Genomic DNA, 23,989 nt, shown 5'->3' with positions numbered 1-23,989 from the left:
AGTTTGCGCAGGTGGACGTTCGACATGGGGGTCAGCCTTTCACGGCGCCGGCGGCAATGCCGCGCACGAACCAGCGTCCGGAGATGAAGTAGATCGCCAGCGGCACCGCGGCCGTCAGGATGGTCGCTGCCATATTGACGTTGTACAGGCGGGTGCCGGTGGTGGTGTTGATCACGTTGTTCAGCTGGACCGTCATCGGCAGGTTCTCGCGGCCGGCGAACACCAGGCCGAGGATGTAGTCGTTCCAGACGCCGGTGACCTGCATGATCGCGGCCACGACGATGATCGGCAGCGACATCGGCAGCATCACTTGAATAAAGATGCGCCAGAAGCCGCCACCGTCGATGCGCGCGGCCTGGAACAGCTCGTGCGGTACCGAGGCATAGTAGTTGCGGAACAGGAGCGTCATGAGCGGCATGCCGAAAATGACGTGGACGACCACGATCGCCGGCAGCGAACCGAACACGCCGGCATGCGCCATCATCCACACCAGCGGATAGATCATGACCTGCACCGGGATGAAGGCGCCGGCCAGCAGCACGCCGAACAGCACATTCGCGCCGCGCGGACGCCAGAACGACAGCGCGTAGCCGTTGACGGCGCCGAGCAGGATCGGGATCACGGTGCTGGGCACGGCGATCGCCACCGAATTCCAGAAGCCATGGCTGACCGCGCCCCAGGCCGCGCGCCATGGCTCGAGCGTCGCGGCAGCGGGCATGGCGAACACGTTCCCCATCCTGATCTCTTCCATCGGCTTGAACGAGGTGATGATCATGACGTACAGCGGCAGCAGGAAGAACAGGGCGGCACTGAACAGGAAGGCATAGACGCCGAGGCGCGCCGGGGTGAACATGCGCTTGCGGCGCGCGGTCCGGGTGGATTGGCCTGGCATGGGTGGCGCGATCGCCTGCAACGAATGGTGGCTCATGCGTGGCCTCCGTTCAGGCGCGCGCGGCGGCTGCGCGCATAGGCATAGGGCGCGAGCAGGGCCAGCACCGGGATCAGGAGCGTGACCGCGCCGGCCGAGGCCAGGCCGATGTTCGAACGCAGGAACAGGTGGTCCATGATGAACTTGGCCGGCACTTCGCTGGCGATGCCGGGGCCGCCCTGGGTCATCGCGACCACGGCGTCGAACAGTTTCACTACCGCGGTGGACAGCAGCAGGAATACGGTGGCAACCGACGGGCCCAGCATCGGCAGGACGATCTGCAGATAGACGCGCCAGGCCGGGATGCCGTCCAGGCGCGCGGCTTTATAAATTTCGGGATCGATGCCGCGCAGGCCGGCCAGCATCAGCGCCATCACCAGGCCCGAGGCCTGCCATACGGTGGCGATGACGACGGTGTAGATCACCAGGTCCTGGTGCACGATCCAGTCGAACGAGAAGCCCTCGAAGCCCATCCGGCGCACGGCGCCTTCGATGCCGCTGCCGGGCGCCAGCAGCCATTGCCATACGAGGCCGGTGGCGATGAAGGACATCGCATACGGGTACAGGAACACGGTGCGCAGCAGGCCTTCGCCCTTGACGTTCTGGTCGATGAAGACGGCCAGCAGGAAGCCGATGATCATGCAGGCGAGGATGAAGGCGACGCCGTAGACGGCGAGGTTGTGCAGCGACAGCAGCCAGCGCTCGTTGTCGAACAGGCGCACGTACTGCGCCGCGCCGATGAAGCTGTCGGACGGGAAGGTGCGCGAGGCCGTGAACGAGGTGCGCAAGGTCCACATCGCGCCGCCGATGTAGGCGCCCAGCACCACCAGCGCCATCGGCAGGAGGGCGATATGAGGGGCGAGGCGGACTTGATGGCGTTGGGCGAGCATGGCGTCAGTATTTGAGGGCGTTGGCGATGCTGCGCTGGACCCGGTCGACATTCATGTCCATATTCCAATAGGCGGTCAGGATGTCCTGCATGGCGCCGTTCTGGTCCGGGGTCAGGTAGACCTCGGTGACGCCCAGCTGGCGGCTGCGGTCCTTGACGATCTCGATGCCCTTCTGCGCGCACAGGTCGAGCTGCGACGCATCGGCATCCAGACGCACCGGGATCGAGCCTTTCAGCTTACTGAACGCGACTTGCAGCCCGGGCTGCGACACGACGTTGGCCAGCAGTTGCTGGGCCTTGATCGCATCGGCCTTGTTCGTGCGCGGGAAGACGAACACGTCGCCCTGCATCAGGTAGGGTGTGTCGGGCTTGAGGCCGGGGATGCAGCCGTAGTGCTGGCCGGGCAGCTGGCCGGCGTTGGTGAACTCGCCCTTGGCCCAGTCGCCCATCACCTGGAAGCCGGCACGGCCAGCGATGAGCATCGCGGTGGCGTCGTTCCAGTTGCGGCCGGGCGAGCCTGGATCGACATAGGACTTCATGCGCTTGAAGGCGAGCAGCACAGTACGAAACTGCGGTGAGAGGATGGTGGCCTGGTCGCGGTCGCGGATCACTTTCAGGTACAGCTCGCGCCCGCCGATATTGGCCAGCAGGGCCGAGAACAGCACGGTCTCCTGCCACGACTGGCCGCCGTGGGCCAGCGGCACCAGGCCGGCTGCCTTGAGCTTGTCGAGCGCGGCGAACAGTTCGTCGATGCTGGCCGGCTCCTTGTCGATGCCGGCCTTCTGGAAGGCGGCCTTCGAGTACCAGATCCAGGTCTGCATGTGGATGTTGAGCGGCACCGCGTAGTAGTGGCCATCGTGCTTGATCACGTCGATCAGCGGCTCGGGCAGGATGCGGTCCCAGTCCTGGGCCTTGGCGACCAGGTCGACGTTGTTGAGCATGTCCTGCTCGATGACGTCGGTGAACTGCTTGGACGTGTTGAACTGGGCGGCGGTCGGCGGATTGCCGCCGATGATGCGGTTGATGGTGACGGCGCGCGACTGGTCGCCGCCGGCGATGGCACTGTCGATCCACACGCCGCCGGCGGCGCGGTAGGCCTGGGCGACCTGCTTGACGGCGCTCGATTCCCCGCCGGAGGTCCACCAGTGAATGACTTCCGCTTTCGGCGCGGCGGCCTGGGCCGGCACGACGGCCAGTCCAAGCGCGTAGGCAGCAGCGCACAGCCGTGCGCGGGCTGCCGCCGTGATGCGGGGTGTGACCATCGTGTCTCCGTTCAATGCCATTATTTTTTGGCACGTTTGGAAACGTTACCATTGGCTTGGTCCGACTATAGCATCGGGTTAATTCTCGGTCAAACAAATCTTGCAATATGTAATTTTGACACGAATCTTCAGAATTTTTTCAGGTTGCAAGTTGCCAAGAACCGATATTTACGCCGATACTCGCCGGATATTCGAGCCCGCGCCGACGGGTTTTCGCACAAGACAAGGAGACAGCCATGCACGGTCCAATGGGCACCACCGAAATCTTCCTGATCGCGATGTTGCTGATCTTCGCCGTGCCCTATCTGATTTGGCGGCTCGGCAATACCGATTACTGGGCGCCACTGGTGGTCGTGCAAATCATCACCGGTGTATTGCTGGGACCTGGCGTGCTGGGCAAGGCGTATCCAGAGTACTACAGCTTTGTATTCAACCCGCAGGTCATCGGGTGCCTGAATGGGATCGCCTGGTGGGCGGTCATGCTGTTCGTGATGCTGGCGGGGATCGAGCTGGACTTGAAGAAGGCCTGGGAGCACCGGCGCGAAAGCAGCATCACCGCCGGACTGGCGCTGGGCGTGCCGCTGGCGTTCGGCGGGATCGCCGCCGCAGGGATGCTCGGCTACGCCGGCTGGATCGGCCCGCAGGCGCAGAGCTGGCAATTCGTGCTGGGGGTGGGCATGGCGTGCGCGGTGACCGCGCTGCCGATCCTGATCCTGCTGATGGAAAAACTGGACATCCTGCGCCAGCCGCTGGGTCAGCGCATCCTGCGTTACGCGAGCCTGGACGACATCGCGATCTGGGGCGTGCTGGCGCTGATCCTGCTCGACTGGGAGCGGGTGGGGCGGCAACTGGGATTCTTCGTGGTCTTCATCATCGCCACCAGGCTGTTTCGCCGCATGATGGTGAGCATCCCCGAGCGCGACTGCTGGTTCGCGATGCTCGTGTGGCTGATCGTGTGCGGCTTTACCGCCGACTGGGCCGGACTGCACTATATGGTCGGGGCTTTCCTGGCCGGCGCCGTGATGGATGCGGACTGGTTCGACCAGGAAAAGCTCGATTTCCTGCGCCATAATGTGTTGCTGGTATTGATGCCTGTGTTCTTCCTGAGTACCGGCCTGCGTACCAACTGGGCGGTCGGCGGTGCGGCGGTGTTCGTCGCGGCGGCGGTGCTGCTGGCGGCCTCGGTGGCGGGCAAGCTGGTGGGCGTGCGGATCGCCGGCCGCGTGCTTGGCTGGGGCAGGGAAGAAGCCTCGATCATCGGCTGGCTGCTGCAGACCAAGGCGCTGATCATGATCATTTTCGCCAATATCCTGCTGGACAAGGGCGTAATTACCAGCGAGACCTTTACGGCGCTGCTGTTGATGGCGATCGGCAGCACCATGTTGACGATTCCGGTCGTTTATCCGAAGCTGCGGCGCGGCGTCGAGCTGGTATTGAAAGCCAGGTAGGAAGGGGCCGAGCCAAACAAAAAGCCCAGTCCGAGGACTGGGCTTTTTGCTGAATGACTGGTGCCGACTGCAGGACTCGAACCCGCCACCTGATGATTACAAATCGCCTAAACCTGATGTGGATGAGCGTTGACTAGTATATCTATAGATCAGGAAAGTTTAGTTAAATCATAGACTTAGGAATATTTGTTGGCATTCTTGTATTGATGAGCGTTGATCGGTATACTGCCATTCGGGTTACATGGCGGTTACATGAGATGCCAACGATATGAGGGGGACTAATGGCAAGAACGAAGTTTACGATTGGCCGGATTCGGGAGTTCCAATGTGAGTCTGGCAAGAGCCAGTCGTTCTTATGGGATACAGAGGCGCCGGGCTTAGGACTAAGGGTCACTGCTACAGGAGCTAAGTCGTACATCTTCCAGGCGAAGCTCAACAACGAGGCGCTGCGCATGACCATAGGTTCAGTGGATACGTGGCGTATCGACGAAGCCCAGGCTGAGGCAAGACAACTGAAGGTCATCGTCGACAGAGGGCAGGATCCGCGTCAGGTCAAAGCTCAGCAGCAAGCAACGCAGGAAGCTGCACGAACCGCAGCCGACGCAAAGGCATTACGAGAATCGGTCACTCTTGGCGATATCTGGGCAGACTATGTTGCCGATCGAATCGCGAGCCGAGAGAACGGCTGGTCTGATCATCACATCGCTGCACATCGTAAGCTCATTCAGGCCGGAGGTGAACGACGTCTCCGTAGCCCGAAGTTGACCGAGCCCGGCCCGCTTTTTTCACTTTCTCGTGTCCCGCTCATAGCGTTGACTACTGAACGAATTGAAGCTTGGGCTCGGGCTGAGGCCAAAATCCGCCCATCTAGTGCTAGGCTAGCCTATCGCTTGCTTAAGGCATGTATGAACTGGTGCGGCACGCACAAGACTTATTCGAGCATCGTTCCAGATAATCCTACGAGGAGCACGCGTATTCGAGAGAGTCTGGGGAAGCCAAAGAGGCGCAATGACGTACTTCAAAAAGCGATGTTGAAGCCTTGGTTCGATGCAGTACGGAAGATTGGAAATCCTGTCTTCGCTGCTTATTTACAGTGTCTACTGCTTACAGGTGCGCGGCGCGAGGAATTAGCCCAGCTGAGGTGGGACGACGTTAGCTTCGCGTGGGGTGGCCGCATGATTTTGAAGGACAAGATCGAAGGTAAGCGAGAAATTCCTCTGACACCATATGTTGCATCGCTGCTTCTTCAGCTACCGCGCCGGAACCAGTGGGTGTTTTCGAGTCTAGCGTCAGCATTGGGTCATATTGCAGAACCTCGGATCGCTCATAACGAAGCGTTAGCGTCTGCAGGCTTGCCTCACCTTACTCTGCACGGTCTTCGACGATCGTTTGCAACACTTAGTGAGTGGGTTGGTACTCCTGAAGGAATAGCTGGCGAAATTCAAGGGCATGCTCCGAAAGGAGTTCGAGAGCAAAGCTACATCCGACGTCATTTGGACCTGCTCTCACTATGGCACGTCAAGATCGAGGAGTGGATACTTTGCGAGGCTGGCATCAGTTGTCAAAGTAGCAAGCAGAATCCAAACGGCGCTGATGTAGCGGCAGCCTAGTCTTCGTCAAAGCGTGGCTTAGATGAAGTCTATACTTGTGTAGACTTCACTGACCGGAACGTCTCTGGCAGTACATCAACACCCATTCTGGTGCTTTTAAGGCAGCATGGAATGGTTGTTGTATTCTCGCAACAAAGAAATCCAAGTTTTCTGAAGTTCAGCCATACAGTCCTGATCGCCTTGCGCATCAACGGGAACCCCTCACGTCGGCGCAACCTTACATGGGTAGCACTTATGGCGACTAATACGACTACGACCAACTCTCATGCCCTCGCGGCGTTCGCAAACGGTAGCGAATTCATCCTTACCTCTGAACTAGCTCGGCTTGTTCGGCGCGCGGATCAAACCATCAGAAAGAGCCTCTCAGAAAAGGGGCATTTTTTCGGCATTGTTCCAATCAAGCTAGGCAACCGAAATCTATGGCGAGTGCGAGATGTTGATGCATTAATTTCGGGTGTTAGTTAATGAGCAGCTCGTCCAAAACGCCAGCAGAAATTGCTATAAATGGCCTCAGTAAGGCAAGTTCAAAGGAGAATACCTGCGCATTCCTAAGTGTTTAGTTTCGTGTGATCATGTTCCCCGTCGCAGCATGGCCTTGTTCCGTGCAAAGGCCGTGCTCGATGAGATAATTGCTGGCTTCCCGCATCGTTCGTCAGCCCCTCGCAGAACATCACCATATCGAGCATGAGTTCACGCATTCACCCGCAAGCCCGCACCACGCCAAAAATCCGTCAGGAGATCAAGGATTCCGGCCTGTCCGACCGTCAAGCGGCCAAGGTGTTCAATATCACTCGGGCCACCGCTGCCAAATGGCTCAAGCGGGACGACGTGCAAGACCGCTCGCATCGTGCTCACACCCTGCATACGACCCTGAGCGCAGCCCAGGAACTGGTCGTGCTGTCCCTGCGCCAGACGCTTTACTTACCGCTCGACGACCTGCTCTACATCACCCGGCAATACATCAATCCCGAGGTCTCCCGTTCAGGCATTGCGCGACTGCTCAAACGCGAAGGCATGGCACGACTGGAGGACGTGATCCCTCAAGCTGAAGGCGAAACGATCAAGGCCAAGAAGACCTTCAAGGACTATGAGCCAGGCTTCCTGCACGTCGATATCAAGTACCTGCCACAGATGCCTGACGAAACCTCACGCCGCTACCTGTTTGTTGCCATTGACCGCGCGACGCGCTGGGTTTTTCTGCATATTTACAACGATATGACTGAACGTAGTAGCGTCGATTTCCTGCGCCGTTTGAAGCTCGCATCGCCGATCAAGATCACCAAGATACTGACCGACAACGGCTCGCAATTTACCGACCGCTTTGCCACCAAAGACAAGAAGCCCAGCGGCAATCACGCCTTCGACAAGGCATGTGGCAGCATGGAAGTCGAGCATCGCCTGGCGCCTCCGCGCCACCCGCAAACTAACGGCATGGTGGAACGCTTCAATGGCAGGATCAGTGAGCTGATCGCGCAGACCCGCTTCGATAGCAGGGCCGATCTGGAGACCACATTGCACAATTACCTCAAGCTTTACAACCACCATATCCCGCAGCGAGCTATCGGCTCAACGACACCGATTCAGGCGCTCAAGAATTGGCAGAAACGCAAACCTGATCTATTCGTCAAACGCGTCTACGATCAGACGGGACTCGACACCTAAGTAAGAAACTTAATGATCGTAGTTACTCAGGTCAGAGCGACATGCCATATGGCCGTTTTCATTTGGAAGTTGCCTTGAGGCATAATCTTCGTGAGCTTGTAGCTGAGCGAGGGACTTATGGGAACATTGACTCTCATAAAACAAAAAAAATATTATTTTGCGCGGTCAATCTAGTGCGGCGGCAGCAATGCTAGACGCGGACGAAATTGTCCGGTCTGCCGACACAGGTGGTAAGCAGTTAAGAAAAGATGCGGTTTGGGGAATTGAACTTGTTTTTACTTCATTACCTAGTGAGAACGAAGATATTATTAAATATTTTGATGATTGCACGAGCTGGGCTGAGGCAGAGTTCAATGTTCCGATATTGAGTTCGGTAATACATCTTGATCAAGGCCACCCACATTGCCATGTTCTCTTAATTCCTTTATTTAAAGGGGTGCTTACTGCGAAAAAAGTTTATGGCAATAAATCAGTAATGGTGGCTCGACTGGACTCATTCTATGAAGTCGTAGGAAGAAAATACGGTCTCAGGCGGCGCCGATCGAGAGTTAAGCTGGCATCTGCTCAGCGTAAAGGCCTGTTGCAGCGCTGCGCTGATTTCTTGTCGGAAGGCCGCTGGCTGACTGGAAAACAGATCGAGACCATTTTAAAGCCTTTTCGAGAAGATCCATTGCCTTTGGCTGAAAGCTTAGGAGTGGTCTTCGGTGGAGCGCGCAGTCAGGTCAAGTTCGCTTCAATGTTCGGCCAAGGCACCCCATTTGTCGCCTGACTGAATGTTTGAAACAGGCCGGCAGCATGCTGCTGTCGTAGTGTTGAACTTTCCACTATGACTGTAGACTGGGGTTGCATAAATGCAACAGTCTCAGTGATGCTGCAGGATGATGAGGCATTCAAGGTTGTACTTTGATGCTATCTGTCCCCACGCTATACTGGATGTTATGATGATAGGTTCACAAAAGTGCCAGGCTGCCGGTTCAGTGGCTGCTCGGTTCTATCGACGCGGCGCAGAGGTTATGCCTCTTCATGGGTGCTTTACAGTAAGTTGCTGCAAATGCAATCTTCTGACTACAACTATTCGAGGACGCGATAATGTCAGCTAAACAAGTTCTCGCACTCCTTAATTCTCATATCGATGGAGATGAGGAACAACTTCTGTCGATTGCATTGCAGATAGCCGCGCAAGAGGCGCGTCAGGGTAGACCAGATGACGCAGATAAACTTAAGCGGCTTGTTCAAAAAGCTCGAGATCAACGTCCGAGTATAGGAAGTCCAGGAGGACAAACCCCGATCCCATTGGCCCGTCCAAGAGGTGAACTTCAAGGATTGGTTGAAAGTACATATCCAAGAATTAGTCTATCTGACATGGTATTGTCGGATGAGGTATCCAAACGGCTATCGCGTGTGGTTCGACAGCAGCAACAACGACTTATTTTGCGTGAGCACGGTCAAACACCAACTTCTCATCTGCTGCTTGTTGGGCCACCTGGTACAGGGAAGACGATGACTGCATCAGCTATTGCTGGAGAACTTCGCCTACCGTTATTCACTGTCCGATTAGAATCGCTATTTAGTAGATTCTTCGGCGAGACAGCTGGAAAGCTACGTCTGCTTTTTGATCAAATTTCTCAGACGAGAGGCGTCTACCTACTTGATGAGTTTGATGCTATTGGTGCTCGCAGAGGGGATTCTAACGACGTTGGCGAAATCCGCCGTGTGCTGAATTCAGTTCTCTCATTTATGGAGGAGCCCAACTCTACTGATAGTGTTGTGCTCGCTGCAACAAATCATGTGTCGATATTGGATGAAGCTTTGGCTCGGCGTTTTGATGAGCTAATCGAATATAACCTTCCTGATGTCGATGCTGTTAGAGCTATTCTAGAGCGTAGACTTGGAAAATTTAAGTTCACAGCTAAATCTTGGGGCGCCATGGCGCCAACGCTCGAAGGTTTGAGCCCAGGAGAGCTAGTGAGAGCAGCTGACGCCGTTGTAAAGGATGCTATTCTTGAGGGCGCCTCCAAAGTTTCACCAACAGCCCTTCGCGAAGCCCTGGAGAATCGGCAAACACTAAAAAGCAAGTTTCGGCGCTGAGCGGTTTAGGTAATTTGCGTAAACCGAAAAAGTAAACTTCTTAAGGAGCTTATGGCGGAGTCTAACAATTTTAATAAGAGAAACCGTCCTCATATTTCGATTGATCTTTTTAGAGATGAGTCGGCATATGTAGTCCCATCGCGAGACCGGAAACGTAAGCCACTTCGTGGTGACTATGCTGCACATGCAGCTCATTTACTCAGTGAACTTAGAACAGCGCTAGGACCTCTTCCAGCTCCAACAAGTGACGGTCGCCTAGCAATTAGGGGTCTCAAGGCAGGAACAATTGTTGAAGTAACGACTTGTCCTCCTGCTGAAGGTTCCCGCAGTAAAGCAACTAAGATCCCAGCAGCTTTAGATTTCCCCACCCAAGATATAACGGTATTACGTTCAAAACGGAACGATGATTGTTCTGAAAGTGCATTGCTATTCATTCCTGACGCGGCAAGGGAATATCTGCGGAAGCGAATCGCTGAATATGGAAAGAATCCGAGTGGTGTCCGCCGACCAGACTTAGAGCGTTTTGAGGTTGTTGAGAATGTCCGCGCGGCAGATGCCCGCTCATTGTTCACTATGGACATAGCTTTTGATTCCCCAGAAATTCTGTGGTGGGAGATCTGGGTGCGTCAACCAGTCATTTCGGCAGATCGGTTGGTCGATGCGGCAAAGAATGCGAATCTTGATGTTCACTCCGAGCGGCTTTTATTCCCTGACACTGCAGTAATCTTCGTCCATGCTGCTGCGAAGGCTTTGATTTCATTTGCGACGAAGGTGCCAGGCTCAATAACGGAGATCCGCCGTGCTACCGGCACTATCGAGCCAATCCTCGACCGTGGGGAAAGCGGGCTTTCCCAGCACGATTGGGTTGCCGAACTTGCGGGACGTGTTGCTTCTCCGCCTGACGGTGCCCCGGTCGTTTGTATCCTTGATACGGGCATTGCTGCAGCGCATCCGCTGATTGCACCTGGTCTGCAAGGTGCTTGGGCGTATGATCAAGCATGGGGAGCTGACGATCATTATCCTGGCGGAGGTCACGGTACTCCGCTTGCTGGGCTCGTCCTATATGGTGACCTTGAGCCGCTCATGAATGATACCCGGTCAGTGACGCTGACTCATGGCGCGGAGTCAGTCAAACTGTTGCCGCCACGTGGATTCCCACCGACTAAACCACCTAACTACGGCATCGTTACGCAGGGTGCGGTAGCTTTAGTTGAGTTGGAAAGACCAGAGGCCCTACGTACTTTCTGTCTCGCGACCTCGACAACGGACTTTCCTCCTAATCGGCCATCAACGTGGAGCGGGGCGCTTGATCAAATCGCCTCCGGCAGCATGGTGGGCGATATTAGCGAAAATGTCCCGGCGCGACAGCGTCCGAAGCGGTTGCTGTTGGTTGCTACAGGAAATGTTTCTGGAGGTTTGGCCCTAGACGTTTTACCTCTGCAGTCACTAGAAGATCCTTCACAAAGTTGGAATGCTTTAACGATCGGTGGGTTCACTCGCAAAGAACAGCCACCAGCGGGCCCGGCTTCACTATACTCTGCCGTGCCAGCTAACCACCGTAGCCCATTTAGCCGTGGGTCACAGGCTCTTCCTAATGATCTGACACCAATAAAGCCAGAGGTCTTATTTGAAGCCGGGAACATGGCGTCGGATGAAGGAGGTTTCTGTGGGTGGGATCCGTCGATGTCGCTTCTAGCAACAGGATCGGACGTGGTCGCAGAGCCGCTTGTACCTTTTTGGGCAACGAGCGCCGCGACTGGGGTTGCTGGTAACTTTGTGGGGCGTTTGCAGGCAGCACTTCCTACTTTGTGGCCGGAAACTCACCGTGCACTAATTGTCGATTCAGCTCGTTGGCCAGAGCCGATACGTAAAAATTTCGTCGGGACCGGGGCCCATTGGAAAGGTGGAAGCAAGAGTAAGAAACAGCAGTTACTTCGTGAATATGGGTATGGCGTACCTGACATAGAGCGCGCGATCTTTTCAGCTCAGAACGACGCTACTTTAATCGCGCAGTCGGAAATTCAGCCGTTTGCACTTGGCGCAGATGGAAAGTCCGGCGTTTTCAATGAGATGCATTTTTACGATCTGCCTTGGCCGCGTCGAGCATTAGAAAAGCTTGAAAATGAGATTGTGACGATGAAAGTGACTCTCTCATATTTTGTGGAGCCTAATTTGACAGGAAAGGCCGCGACCCGTCCTGATACGTATCGTTCCTTCGGGCTGCGCTTCGATATGAAAAAAAGAGGCGAATCGGATTTGCGTTTTCGCAGCAGGCTCACTGCAAGTCAGTCCAAAGATTCTGGTGAAATGGACGACGAGACAAGCTACTGGTTGCTGGGGCCAAAAGCGATACAGGCAGGGTCACTTCATTGCGATCTTTGGCGAGGAAGAGCGATTGACCTTGCTGGACATGATGCAATCGCAGTCTATCCAGTTGGGGGATGGTGGAAATCACATACAGGCCAGAAGCGCGTAACCGACAAAGCAAGGTATGCACTGGTAATCTCAATATCGGCGCCCGGACATGACATTGATTTATGCGCGGAGATCGATGTGGCCATAGAGGCGAAAGAAGTAGAAGTTTTACTTGGTTAGCTGAGCTTAACCCTTTGAGTCACTTAAAAAAACCTACGATTTTGACCACAATCAGACAAGTATCCTAGGGAAGCACTGATTTATTCATAGCGGCGGCTTCGGCCACGAGAAAATGCGCCCAGCGGCGTTTCAAATCCTCGCGATACCACGCGGTATCGCTGTGGTTTGCGCCTTGCTGGGCACATTTTTTGTGACCGATTCCAGCGCGCCCGAATAAATCAGTGCTTCCCTAGGCGCGATTCACAGGAGATGACCAGTGCAGCTCCCGTGCATCCCTACCACGGGAGAGATTTACCTTAAAAAACCTAAAGTAAAAACTTGCGGCCGCAATTTCTCACTCAACACCGTATAGTTGCTCTCGAAAGTACTAAATGAGACTGCTTGAGTGTCGCCACTGGCGCCGCGTTCCACAAGGGCATTTCGCACTTGATGCCAACCAACGTCTGGCCGATTTAATTTGAATTTATCCCTAACGTTACGAACGTCAGTGTATGCGAAGTAGGCTTCCCAAAGTATCCTGCCGGACTCAAGAACCGATAGTGCTTCATCTGACAGTATCTTTTTAGATAAATGTTCTTTCATAAAATCGGACTCGAATCTATCAGGTGCACCAACTTCGTCTTCTGAAAATGGAATGAAGTGATTAGTAAGAGACCATTTCTTTCCGTTCCACTCTAAATCATCTGCGCCAGCAGTCAGATTGCTTCCATTGAAAAGCATCCAGATTAAACAATCATTAATGAACTCATCACCGAGTGGTTCTACCGGCTGCAAAAACTGATCGCGGTCATTCAACCATGTTTGCTTTATTAATCGTCGGACCGCAAAAACAACTGCTGCCTTGTCAACATTTTCTTCAGTAACAAAAAATGCACCAGCACTGCCAAAGCCTGATGAGAACAGTGCTGTCAATTTTCCAGCATTTTGAAGCATATTGCTATTGCATAACATACTGCCTATGCCTTTTTCCGCCCATTTTGTTCCGCGTAGATCTTTCGTGACTGTTGCCGGTGTTATAGCGTTTTTTAAAGGCACGCAGTCTTTCCCATTGCCTCTAGGACGAACAATCCATTCGCTCAGAAAAGTTGAGTTTGGTAAATTGTAAAATTTCTTTTCTCCTCTTGGAAGGGCGTTTTTATCAAGGACTTCAGCGGAAATTTCAGTAATAGGGGTCTTAGGACCATTTTGGTCAGTTTTCCAGATAAGAAAACCAATGGGAAAATCCCCTTTCAAACCGTCAAACGATTTGCTATGAACGACGAAACCGCCGAGGTAATTAGCATTCCATAGTTTTCTAAACTGTTCAAAATTTGGAGCATTGACGTACTTAATCTTGCTGAAAATAGCGAGAGTTGCTGTAGGCATTTCTTGAGCAATTCGTGCTAGAAATTGTGTGAACAGCTCACGAGTAGCATATCCGTAATCAGGCATTGATCGGGACATCCTTGTTGTCGCTACAGAAGTTTTATGTTCTCCTCCCGTCACGGTGTCTGCACTACCTGCTTCTGCGTAAGGCGGATTAATTAAAATAAGGATTTTCTTCCCTTGTGCAATTGCCAATCTTAAGGATTGTGGAATCTTATTCGTGAGGTCATAATTAATTTTTCCGTTCTCATCAATGTCGTCGTTTAGATAATCGTATTGAAAACGATGAGCAGAAACACATGTTTTTGTAGCTTTCATCATATCAATGTCTGCTTGATCCAAGGTTGACATATAAATATTTCGATGATTACTGTGCTTGACCTCTAAGTTTCCAACCCCACAGCACATATCCCATACAATATATTCTTTTTGCCAGTCTTTGCCGAGTGTTTCGACGAGCTTATCATAGGCCTTATCAACGACTTTGAGCGGAGTGTAATACGCGCCTTTAAAAATACGCTCATTTACCGGAATAAGATTGTCACGACGTTCAAGCATGTAATCGCGGTAGCTGACATTTGGCGGTCTATGATAAATTGCCCAGAACCGTCTATAGCCGTCCTTATTGCCTAGCTCAAACATTTTTCCGTTTAGGCTAAAAATCGGTGATCCGTTTTTGTGCAGTAGCTCTGCCGGCAGATTGTTATGAGTAGATACTGTGCCGTCGTGCATGATGTCTGCAAAGAATAGAAGTGCATATTGCTCATCGTCCACACCAGAAATTTCGCGTCCAATCATTGAAACCCATTTGTCGAAAACCTGCTTTAGGTTATCGGGCGTAATCTGGGTCCTAATTATGTCGCCACACTTAATAGCCGCTTTAACTGTGCTGATGAATTCTTCTTCATGGGTCGAAATCTTGAAGGAAACGAAGTGCGTGCCAATGTGCGCAGAAATTTCGTCTAAGGCCTCCTGGGTGTATTGACTTGCAGACTTTCCCCACTTTACCGTTTTTCTCTTTAAGAATGGCAGTACGTCAACGCTTTTCATTAACGCTGCTTTTTCAGTATCGATTACTGCAAGTAACGGCGGAACTGTTTCGCCACGATCCATTGAAACCTGAACGTAATGCAATAGCTGGGTGAACATTTCATAGCTAGAATGTTTGCCAGTATCTTTTGCCTCGAACCAAATCTCCTTGGTTTGGATATCGATTAAACCTTTCGTATAGCCTTTCAAGCCAAGAGCTTTGATATAGGCATCTTTGACATCTTCTTCGCTTCTCGCGTTCTGCAGGTCGGTATAGAGGTTCACAATTTTGATAATAATTTTCAATAATAGCAGGGGAACGGCCAGTTATAGTTTACCCGAAGCAAGACACAGTCGGCCATCATATTGACCGACCTTGGACGCCAAGGGTGAATGTCTGAGGCTTATACTGTTCGGAAACGACCGTTTTTGAACATGGTACAACGATCCCATGCTGAGATGTCCATAAAATAGGGGTTTGATTTTTGAGCATGTTCAAATGTAAAATTAGCGTTATTGAACAGGATCGAGCACTGTTGCATAACGGAGAGATGGGAAGATGGCAATTTTTGGCTATGGGCGAGTCAGCACCAAAGAACAGACGACAGAGAATCAGCGACGTGAGATTGAGACGGCCGGCTATGAGGTTAATTACTGGTATGCTGACGAGGGCGTGTCGGGGAAGGTCTCAGCGCTACTGCGTCCGCAGTTCGCCAAGATGCTCGGACAGATCCGAGACGATGAGACCCTAGTAGTGACAAAGCTGGATCGCCTTGGCCGTGATGCTCAGGACGTCGGCGCCACGATCAAGGCCCTAACAGCGCGCCGCATCCAGGTCATCGTCCTGCAACTAGGGAAGCTGGACCTTACCAGCGCTGCGGGCAAGTTGATGCTAACTATGCTCGCGGCTGTGGCTGAAATGGAGCGCGACCTGCTGGTTGAGCGAACCCAGTCTGGCTTGGCCCGGGCAAAAGCAGAAGGGAAGACGCTGGGGCGCCCAGCCAGCACTACCGACGAGCAGCGCTCTGCAATGGCGAGACAACACCAGGCCGGCGCTTCGATCAGCGCCCTGGCGCGCACCTTTGGTATTTCTAGGGCTAGCGTCATGCGGATAGTAAAGCCGGCCAATACTGCAGATGTTCCTACTTGAGGTTTCTTTAGGGTGTGTGTGTGCGGCTTTGCTCTACAACCGTCTCAAGCTGATCTAGCAAATCCTCGACATCCCCATTCTTGCCCCAGATCCGCTGTATAAGACAGCTTGTATGCCTGCGCCGCAGCGGGATGCCAGTGCCACTTCGGTAATCGCCCTCACGCGGGCGCGCGCACTGGTCCGAGTTGGCGGCCGCAGTACATTACAAGTACTGGCGAAAAGCTATCGAGCGCTGCACGTGGTTCGTTGCTGCCCTTGGTAATGCCAAGCGTTGTAGCACAAACGTCACCCTTACTGGCATACCCAGCGACGCACCGTTTCAGGTACGCAGCCGATTTAGTCTGCGATGGATTCGATCGCAGTCCACTGCGAGCTGTACTCGTTGGCGGTCTCGCTGACCATGCACACGGCGCGTTGGATGACTTCGGGCGAATACTTGAGTTGCGTCTTCATGACTCTATTCCCCTGAGCAATGGAGCAGCTCAGAATTCGGGACGATTCAGAAAGATTGCATCTTCAAAGTTAGTGAGCGCTAGTTAGCGCGACGGTTAGTGCAAGATCGTCGCTTACTCATTAAGAGCGCCTAACAAAACCTCTCGACATACCGCCAACAGATGATCGAGCAGGCAAGCGACAGGAATGCCTGATGAATGTCTGCTCGCCGTTCGTACCGGATGCGCAATCTACGGGGCGGTGTAGCCAACACAAGGTTCGCTCGACGGCCCAACGCCACTGTCCAAGCCTTTCGCGCGACTCTACATCGTAGCGCGCGATACGAGCGCGATGCCTCGACTGCGAAGCCAAGCCCGATGGGCTCTCGAAGCATAGGCTCGGTCAGCATTCAACTTATCTTGACGTTTGCGGGCATGGCCAGACAGCCCTTTTCCTTGCCGAGATTGACTCTACCAACGGGACGAGGAAACGCGAGTCGTGTACTTGGGCACCCGAGATTTGAGCTACCAGTGGAAGCCTACGCTCATCGACCAGATCCTCAGGTTCAAAGTGTCCATGGAATCCAAGCGGATCAAAGCAGTATTTCCAGCGGCTCGCGAGTGTCTAGGAAACTCGTGGCGATTCACTCCTGCTCATAGAGATCCCGTCGTGTTTGCGCAACAACAACCTTTATGGAAATAAAAGAGTGACTTTTTGGTAAAGTTTTGTAACTATGGTTAAGGAAGAACATTCACCACACTTTAAATTCCAGTCCTAATCATGCTAAACCGTCGGCAAGCTTCGGTACTGTTCTTTCTCCCCATGCTCCTGCTGTCCGGTTGCACCCAGCTCGAGGTGCGGCGCCACACTGGCGGCGTCATCGAAGGCGTGCCGTACACGCTGCCGGCCACGACTTTGGTCGTGACAGTGGATTACGAAATCGAGCGTTGTGAGACCAATAAAGACGGGCAAGTTTTTTTCGACGTCGCTAAGAAGGTGGCCATTACGGCGGAGACCACGCGCGGTGAACGCTTTGTGGTGCCTTATGAATCGTTGCGAAACGTGTTCAAGGATACCGAGTTTTCCGTCGAATCCCATCCGGGATCGACCTTGAAGAGCGTGTCGACAACCATTAGTGATAAGACGGGGCCGGCCCTTACCGGGGCGGTCGGCACGGTTCTTCGCATTGCGGGGCTGCAGGGCGGGATGCTTGCCATGGCAAGGGACGCGCTTGCCCCGCCAAAGGTCTGTACAGACCATGTGATCGAGGCCCTCCAAATGCTGGCGAAGGCGAAGGCGAAGGCAGAGGCTAAGGCTAAGGCTAACGCGCAGGCTGCAGCCAAAGAGGAGCTAGGCAAGGCGGCTAAAACGGCGCAAGTGCCAGGTGTGGCCGCACAGCCAGCCGTTTCGCGGAAAGCAGACAACATGGCCAAGCCTGCGCAGGCGGATGCTGGAGGGACTCAAACAGCGGCGGCCGAGAAGAAGGGAGAGGATCCTGCGCTCGAGGCCGCACGCCAGAAATTGCGCGCACGCGTCATCCGCCGATGGACGCCAACCAAGAAGGACCTTGACACGGACGGCGTCAGTATCGCCATATATCCCCCCCAGGTGGAGAGCGGTAAATGGCTCACGGAGGAAGGGCTCAAACTCCTCGACGCTCTAACAGAGAACGAAGGTACCAAGGTCTACCACCAACTGCCGACTCTGCGTACGGTCGTCCAGGTCCGCACCGACGTTCCTTTGGTGTCTGATCCCACCGACAACGGCAGCTTTCCGGGTTTCGTCGTTCGCCAGCCCGCCTACGGCGTGGTGCGCGCTTGCCAGAACACGTGCATGGGCAACAGCGAGGACGACACCTCGCTGCTCACTCCTGTCCGGGTCATCGTGCCGCAGCTTGGTGATTACGTCATCGTGCCGCTAAAAAACCGTGTCTTCGCAGAGCAGACCCTGAACGTGTCGCTCGGCGCTGATGGTTCGCTAGACAAAATCGGCTTCAAGGATAGCGCTCTCGTGGATAAGGCTGCGGGCACCCTCAATACCAACCTGGACGCCTACACGGCTCACCGAGAGGCACGCCAGAAGCTGATCGACGACGCGGCCGAGCGCGCCGCCGATCGCCAGCTGAACCAAGCGAAGGACGTGGCTGAGCTTAACAAGGCCATTAAAGCCTGCCTCGACGCGCAGAAGGATGTGAAAGACGTTGACGGCATCGTCGTCGGAACGTGCCAATAAAAGGGGAAGCGATATGGCACGTTCGCGCTTGATCCGCCGCTGGCTTGGATGCGCGTCTCTCCTGGCCTGCACCTACGGTTCAACAGCCGCAGCTCAGGATTTGGAATTCAGCACCAACGATGGCACATTAGAGTTCGTTTCTGTCGCAAGCTTGACACAGGATTCAGGTGCGATACCCAAGATGGGCAACGCCCAACGCGTCAACACCAAGCTGTGGCCGGCGTCTTTCGTGGCCAGATTCGACGGCGGCACCTGTACTGCGACACTGATTGGGCCGCGTGTACTGTTGACCGCGGCGCATTGCGTCGGCCACGACAAACGGATCAGCATCACGTTGCCTAGTGGCGCGGCATACGGAGGGAAATGCAAGCGTGAATCCACGTGGTCACTCGTTGAACCCAGCCACGACCTGGCCCTGTGCCTGATGGATAAGGAAGTCATAGAGCCGCACTTGGAATATGAGTGGGTCGCCTTGAACCTGGCCGTGGCACGGCACGATGAACTGATCGCGGGCGGTTACGGCTGCACGGACCTCGAGACAATGACAGTCGCAAAGCCGCCGGAGTTTTGGGTGGGATCCTTTTTTGTGGATGTGCCGCCGGGCGGCCTGACCTGGGGGCCCGGCTATCTCGCGACAAAACCCGGCACCAGCGCCAACACTGCTTTTGTATGCCGGGGTGACAGCGGCGGCGCGGTCTATCGGGTCAAGAACGGAAAGCGTGGTGTCGTCGCGGTCGTTTCGGCGGTCCAGGCCAACCCCAAACTGGATACCTACAAGGTGTCGTACCTAACGTCTCTTTCGTCCAGCAAGGCTCAGAAGTTCATCACGAACTGGCTGGCTGAAGCCAAACAGCCGGTCTGCGGCATCGACCCGCTGGTACCCAATTGCCGTCCCGCCCGCCCATGATCATGCGCCGGACCGCACTCCTGGTTTCGCTCGCCCTGCCGGTGGCCGCCTCGGCCAATACTATGCCGGCCACTCCGCAGATCATCACCATCATGCCGGCCGGCCCGCTTCCCGCCGACGCACAATGGCTGCTGGCAGACCTCGGCGCACTGGCCGAGCGCACCGTCCCGGGTGGTGAGGACCCGCTACGCCTGTTGCGTGCGCATTGCGGTGGTTCGTACACCAACGATTACTACCAGCTGGCCATCCGCGACAACCCGGGCTTTATATTCGGACCCGCCAAGGAAGACCGCAAACTGCGCCTGCCCGCGTGCGTACAGATCGATACCAATGTAGTGGCGCAGCCCTTGCCTGGCGAAGACTGGCAGGCCTTCCTGAAGCGCCACCTCGGGGTAGAGCCAGGAGCCCAGGTGTCGCCCTGCGAACCGAACGACCGCCGTTCCGACTGCAATGTAATGGCGGTGGAGAAGGTCGCGGTGCGTAACGGCGGCGAGCAGGCTGGGCTTGACAAGCCGTTGGATCCGAACCGTGCCGTTTCATTGCCGTGGAAGGTCCTGCCCAGCACGATTATTCTCAAGCCGGGCATCAAGTCAGAAGACGCGCTCAAGCGTCTGCGGGAACTGCAGAAGCGGTACATGAGCCGCCATTCTGCCAACCTGGGCGGCGCATTCAATGGCCTGAAGGTCATCAAGTCAGCTGGCTCGCTCAAGGGCGTAGCTGGCTTCCGGGTGCAGCCCGAGGGTCCTCAAGTCTTTACTAGCGCGCATGAAGGTGGCGGCATGGAATTGATCAAGCCGCTGGCTGAGGATGCCCCGGTGCTGAGCGGCACGTCTTGCGACCCTGCGGGCAGCACGCTCACGCCCGATTGGCCGATCAATCAGACCGCTGTGATTGCCGCTATCGAGTCTAGCCGCGCAGCGGCCGCGAAGCAGGGCCTTGCGCTCTTGCCAGCAGTGGTGCGCGTGGTCGACACCGGCGCACGCGGCCTATCCTCGTATTTTCCCATGCAGGCGCTGGCCGTAAACGCCGCGGAGAAGGCCAGCCCGCTGGTCGACAGCGACCAAAATGGCCTCTGGGGCGATTACTACGGTTTTGGCGTGCGCGAGAGTGGCGACGTGGAGCCGGAGAAGAACGACAAATACGCCATGCACGGAACCCAGGTCGCCGACGTCGCCCTTGGCGGCTACGCATTGCGCAGCGCTTACCCCGATGTGTACCAGCTGGTCAAGCTGAGCATGGCCAAGGTCTTCATGAGGGTGCAGGACACGGTTCTGGTCGATGATGCGACGCTGGCTAAGTCGATAGGGGAAGTTCCTTCCCATCCGAAGCCGCGCGTGATCAACCTCAGCGTGGGTACCACGAACGTACAGTCGACGACCTTGCTGGCCAAGGGTTTACGCGAAGCCGCGCAGGGGAATGTCCTAACTGTTGTCGCCGCCGGAAACGATGGGAAGGACATCGTCCTTGGCAAGCTAACCTATCCCGCTTCGTACAGCGGAGCTGAGGTCCCGGCGTCCTGGCTTATCGCGGTGGGCGCCAGCGGGCCCAACGGTGCGCCGGCCCGGTTCACGAATTTTAGTCCTGACCGGGTCGACCTGCTGGCGCCGGGCTGCCGCATCCCGTTCCAGTGGGACAGCAGTCCAACTCAATGGCTTCATGGAACGTCCCTGGCGGCACCGCTGGTGTCGTTCACTGCCGCGGCCGTTCATGCGCTGGGTGTGCGAAAGATGTCGGACGTGAAGGCGCGCATCATCGCGTCGGCCGATCACGTCCCGGCGGCCCAGGGCTATACGCGCTTCGGCGGCATCGTTCTCAACGTCGAGCGGGCCCTGCGCGTCTACGAAGACGTGCTGCGCGTACGCGGCGCGTCGGCCGACCTGTACGGCAAATGGCACTTCGATCCGTTCGACGACTTCAAGGCCTGTGCCGATGACCGGGTGCTCGAGCCAGCCAGGCTGTTCTCGCTGCGCACGCGCATCGAGGGCGGCGTCACACAGCTGCGTGTCCTGCCGAAGGGAATGGATGGGTCGCTAGTCGAGCCTCAGTACTGTCCGGTGTCGGACAGCCGCATCACGTTTGTGGAGGCTGACGGCAAGGTCCACGACGTGCCGCTCGACAAGATCGAGGTCCTGATCCGGGCCAGCCGCTGATCCCATCCCTTCTACCGATCCCATTTCCCCTTTTATCACGAGGACACTCCCCATGTTTGACGCACACCGCCGCACCTTCCTGAACGGATCGGCCGGATGCGCCCTGGCCGCCCTGATGCCCGCCGCGAAGGCCCAGGCGCGGGTGGTCACGCGCCCGGCATTGCATACCGCCGCCGGACGGGAGATGCTGATAATCTATGCGAAGGCCGTCGGCGCGATGATGGACTCGTCCAAGTACCCTGAAGGCGATCCGCGTTCCTGGACCTTCCAGTGGTACACCCACATGGTCCGCGGCGACCGCACGAAGGATGCCGAACTGCAGCGCATCTACAGCGCCAACGGCACCCACCGCGAGCTCGCCAAGCTCATGTGGAATACCTGCGAGGCCCATCTGGACGCCCGCCGCGAACCCTTCTTCCTGCCCTGGCACCGTCTGTACCTGCTGGCCTTCGAGGACATCGTGCGGGTGGTGAGTGGCCGGGCCGATTTTGCCCTGCCATATTGGGACTATACGGACCCCGATCTCAGCCGACGCGCCTTGCCGGAAGCATTCCGGTCACCCAAGCACCCAATCTTAAAGCACCTGTTCCGGCCCAACCGCAATCCCGGAGTGAACCAGGGACAGCCGATCGACCAGCCGGCCGGCAGCCGCGCCCCGCTATCCCTGGACTTCATGAAGTCGGTCGACTACAACGAATCCGAGGAGGACGCCGGATTCTGCGCGAATATCGACGGCACCTTGCATGGGGCCGTGCACACGAACGTGGGCAACCGGATCGGCATGGGTAGGGTGGCGTGGGCAGCCGACGACCCCATCTTCTGGGTCCATCACTGCAATATCGACCGGGCTTGGGCGAGCTGGAACAGGGCAGGCGGCGTCAATCCCACGGACCCGCAGTTCCTGAACGAAGAATTCACTTTCGCAGGTCCAACCGGCGAGCCGCTGCGCCGCAAGGCAGGCGAAGCGGTGCAGATGCAGGACTACCAGTACGACTTCTACATTGGCGCGGATCCGATCCCCGCAACCAAGCCGTTGCTGGTGACCAACCGCGCAGTGGCCCGCGCCAGCGCTCGCGACATTAACCTGTCCACGGCGACGCGCCAGGTCAAGCTTGAATCCGGCGCAACCCAAGTGGGGGATCGTCCCACGCTGGTTGCCGCGCCGCTGAAAATCGACCCGGAGAAGCCGGCCTACCTGAAGATGGAGGGTCTGTCGGCCGACCGCGGGGCGCCGGCTTATGATGTGCACTTGGCCGCCATGTCGTCCGTCACCAAGCGGCGCAGCGCGCCGAGCTATGTTGGCACGATCAACTTCTTCGGCGCGGAGTCGGCGCATTCCGGCCAGGGCGACGCGCATGGCGGTGGCCACAGTGCAGGCCACGGTGGCGGCCAGGATGAGGGAAGCGCTGCCGCAGGCGCGGCCGGGCGTTCCGTCAGTTTTCAACTTAGTAAGGCACTTAAACAACAGCTCAGCCAATCGGGACTGGCGCCGTATGTCACCTTCGTACCACTTTCGGGCGGGGCCAAAGACGCCAAGCCAAGAATCCGCCAAATTCTGGTGTCGGGCAGCTGAGCAGGCCGTTGCGCGATCTTCGGTTCTCGCCCGCGCTTCCATGGTATTTTGGATTTCCCGACACGTGGAGGGTCCCATGAAAGTCGCAATTGTCGTCCTGATCATGTCTGTCGCCGCCCAGGTTGCCGCAGCCGAGCGCAAAACCGAGCGGATCGGCGAATGGAAGGGCGAGGCCGGCCTCGACCGAACCCTCCAGTTGCCGCTCAGTCCCACGGTGCGCGACCCGCATGCAGCTATCCGGAGATGCACGGCGCTGTGGCTCGTCATCAGCGGCTTGCGGGCTGAAAGCGAAGATGAGCCTCCCGTTCACATCTTTCTGGGCGAAACCGGATTGGGGGAGGACGGTCAGCCGAGGGGTGTACGGGTCGGCACCTTGACCTTCTATGGCTGGCCCGAAGGCCGAACGGGACGAAGTAATCTCAGCTTTCCGGTCCGCGACACCGGTCTCTGGATCGGCAGCCTGCGCCAGCACGATGAGATGCGGGTGACGTTCGTAACTGCGGACCGAACGGGTTCGCACGCCGCGCCTTCGATCCAAGGCATCAGCCTGTGGTGCCGTGGCAAGGCACGGCAGAAAGGCTGACTTCATCCATGCGGATCGCGCCTCGCGCCGCGTTCCTGTGGAATTATTGCCTACTCAAGCCGATATCTTCTATGATTCTCGTCCTC

General features: G+C 56.1%; 16 protein-coding genes. 12 read left to right on the top strand and 4 right to left on the bottom strand.

The window, feature by feature from the left end:
- Positions 1–31: 31 nt before the first annotated feature.
- From DIR46_RS12865 to DIR46_RS12855, 3 genes are read right to left on the bottom strand one after another with little or no spacing between them, the layout of a single operon-like run.
- A complete protein-coding gene (locus DIR46_RS12865) occupies positions 32–892 on the bottom strand; it encodes a carbohydrate ABC transporter permease (protein ID WP_109348016.1) in 861 nt (286 codons plus the stop codon).
- A gap of 32 nt (positions 893–924) precedes the next feature.
- A complete protein-coding gene (locus DIR46_RS12860; protein ID WP_109345562.1) occupies positions 925–1,818 on the bottom strand; it encodes a carbohydrate ABC transporter permease in 894 nt (297 codons plus the stop codon).
- Positions 1,819–1,822: 4 nt separating this feature from the next.
- Complete coding sequence (locus DIR46_RS12855) at positions 1,823–3,079, bottom strand: ABC transporter substrate-binding protein (RefSeq protein WP_109345561.1); 1,257 nt, start codon at positions 3,077–3,079, stop codon at positions 1,823–1,825.
- Between the two features lie 236 nt (positions 3,080–3,315).
- On the opposite strand from DIR46_RS12855, the gene DIR46_RS12850 reads away from it, so the two are divergent.
- The 6 genes from DIR46_RS12850 to DIR46_RS12825 all read left to right on the top strand — a co-directional run bounded on the left by DIR46_RS12850 (position 3,316) and on the right by DIR46_RS12825 (position 12,482).
- Positions 3,316–4,527 (top strand): cation:proton antiporter, encoded by a 1,212-nt coding sequence (locus tag DIR46_RS12850; protein ID WP_109345560.1) that lies wholly within the window; start codon positions 3,316–3,318, stop codon positions 4,525–4,527.
- 281 nt (positions 4,528–4,808) lie between these two features.
- Complete coding sequence (locus tag DIR46_RS12845; RefSeq protein ID WP_109345559.1) at positions 4,809–6,137, top strand: tyrosine-type recombinase/integrase; 1,329 nt, start codon at positions 4,809–4,811, stop codon at positions 6,135–6,137.
- Between the two features lie 684 nt (positions 6,138–6,821).
- A complete protein-coding gene (locus DIR46_RS12840; RefSeq protein WP_109345558.1) occupies positions 6,822–7,799 on the top strand; it encodes an IS481 family transposase in 978 nt (325 codons plus the stop codon).
- 187 nt (positions 7,800–7,986) lie between these two features.
- Positions 7,987–8,568 carry a plasmid recombination protein gene (locus tag DIR46_RS12835; protein WP_109345557.1) on the top strand — a complete coding sequence of 194 codons (582 nt, stop codon included), beginning with the start codon at positions 7,987–7,989 and terminating at the stop codon, positions 8,566–8,568.
- A 320-nt stretch (positions 8,569–8,888) separates the two neighbouring features.
- The gene (locus tag DIR46_RS12830; protein ID WP_109345556.1) at positions 8,889–9,887 is read left to right on the top strand and encodes an AAA family ATPase; all 999 of its coding nucleotides are present in this window, start codon (positions 8,889–8,891) and stop codon (positions 9,885–9,887) included.
- 51 nt (positions 9,888–9,938) lie between these two features.
- The gene (locus DIR46_RS12825) at positions 9,939–12,482 is read left to right on the top strand and encodes a S8 family peptidase (protein WP_109348015.1); all 2,544 of its coding nucleotides are present in this window, start codon (positions 9,939–9,941) and stop codon (positions 12,480–12,482) included.
- 291 nt (positions 12,483–12,773) lie between these two features.
- Here DIR46_RS12825 and DIR46_RS12820 read toward each other — a convergent pair whose 3' ends face one another.
- Entirely contained in the window at positions 12,774–15,161 is a 2,388-nt protein-coding gene (locus DIR46_RS12820; RefSeq protein WP_109345555.1) for a hypothetical protein, read from the bottom strand.
- A gap of 274 nt (positions 15,162–15,435) precedes the next feature.
- On the opposite strand from DIR46_RS12820, the gene DIR46_RS12815 reads away from it, so the two are divergent.
- From DIR46_RS12815 to DIR46_RS12790, 6 genes are all read left to right on the top strand, one after another.
- A complete protein-coding gene (locus DIR46_RS12815; protein ID WP_109345554.1) occupies positions 15,436–16,026 on the top strand; it encodes a recombinase family protein in 591 nt (196 codons plus the stop codon).
- A 1,254-nt stretch (positions 16,027–17,280) separates the two neighbouring features.
- Positions 17,281–18,690, top strand: a complete 1,410-nt coding sequence (locus DIR46_RS12810) for a hypothetical protein (protein WP_162819505.1) — start codon at positions 17,281–17,283, stop codon at positions 18,688–18,690.
- A 13-nt stretch (positions 18,691–18,703) separates the two neighbouring features.
- Positions 18,704–19,597, top strand: coding sequence for a trypsin-like serine protease (locus DIR46_RS12805; RefSeq protein ID WP_109345552.1), 894 nt, complete (start codon positions 18,704–18,706; stop codon positions 19,595–19,597).
- Positions 19,594–21,747, top strand: a complete 2,154-nt coding sequence (locus DIR46_RS12800) for a S8 family serine peptidase (protein ID WP_109345551.1) — start codon at positions 19,594–19,596, stop codon at positions 21,745–21,747. Before DIR46_RS12805 ends, DIR46_RS12800 begins: the two co-directional genes overlap by 4 nt.
- 52 nt (positions 21,748–21,799) lie before the next feature.
- A complete protein-coding gene (locus tag DIR46_RS12795; protein ID WP_109345550.1) occupies positions 21,800–23,320 on the top strand; it encodes a tyrosinase family protein in 1,521 nt (506 codons plus the stop codon).
- Positions 23,321–23,396: 76 nt separating this feature from the next.
- A complete protein-coding gene (locus DIR46_RS12790) occupies positions 23,397–23,903 on the top strand; it encodes a hypothetical protein (RefSeq protein WP_109345549.1) in 507 nt (168 codons plus the stop codon).
- Positions 23,904–23,989 lie beyond the last annotated feature (86 nt).

Source organism: Massilia oculi, from assembly GCF_003143515.1.
Classification (GTDB): domain Bacteria; phylum Pseudomonadota; class Gammaproteobacteria; order Burkholderiales; family Burkholderiaceae_D; genus Telluria; species Telluria oculi.
The sequence above is the reverse complement of the archived record's forward strand: the minus strand, read 5'-3'. Positions and strand labels throughout refer to the sequence as shown.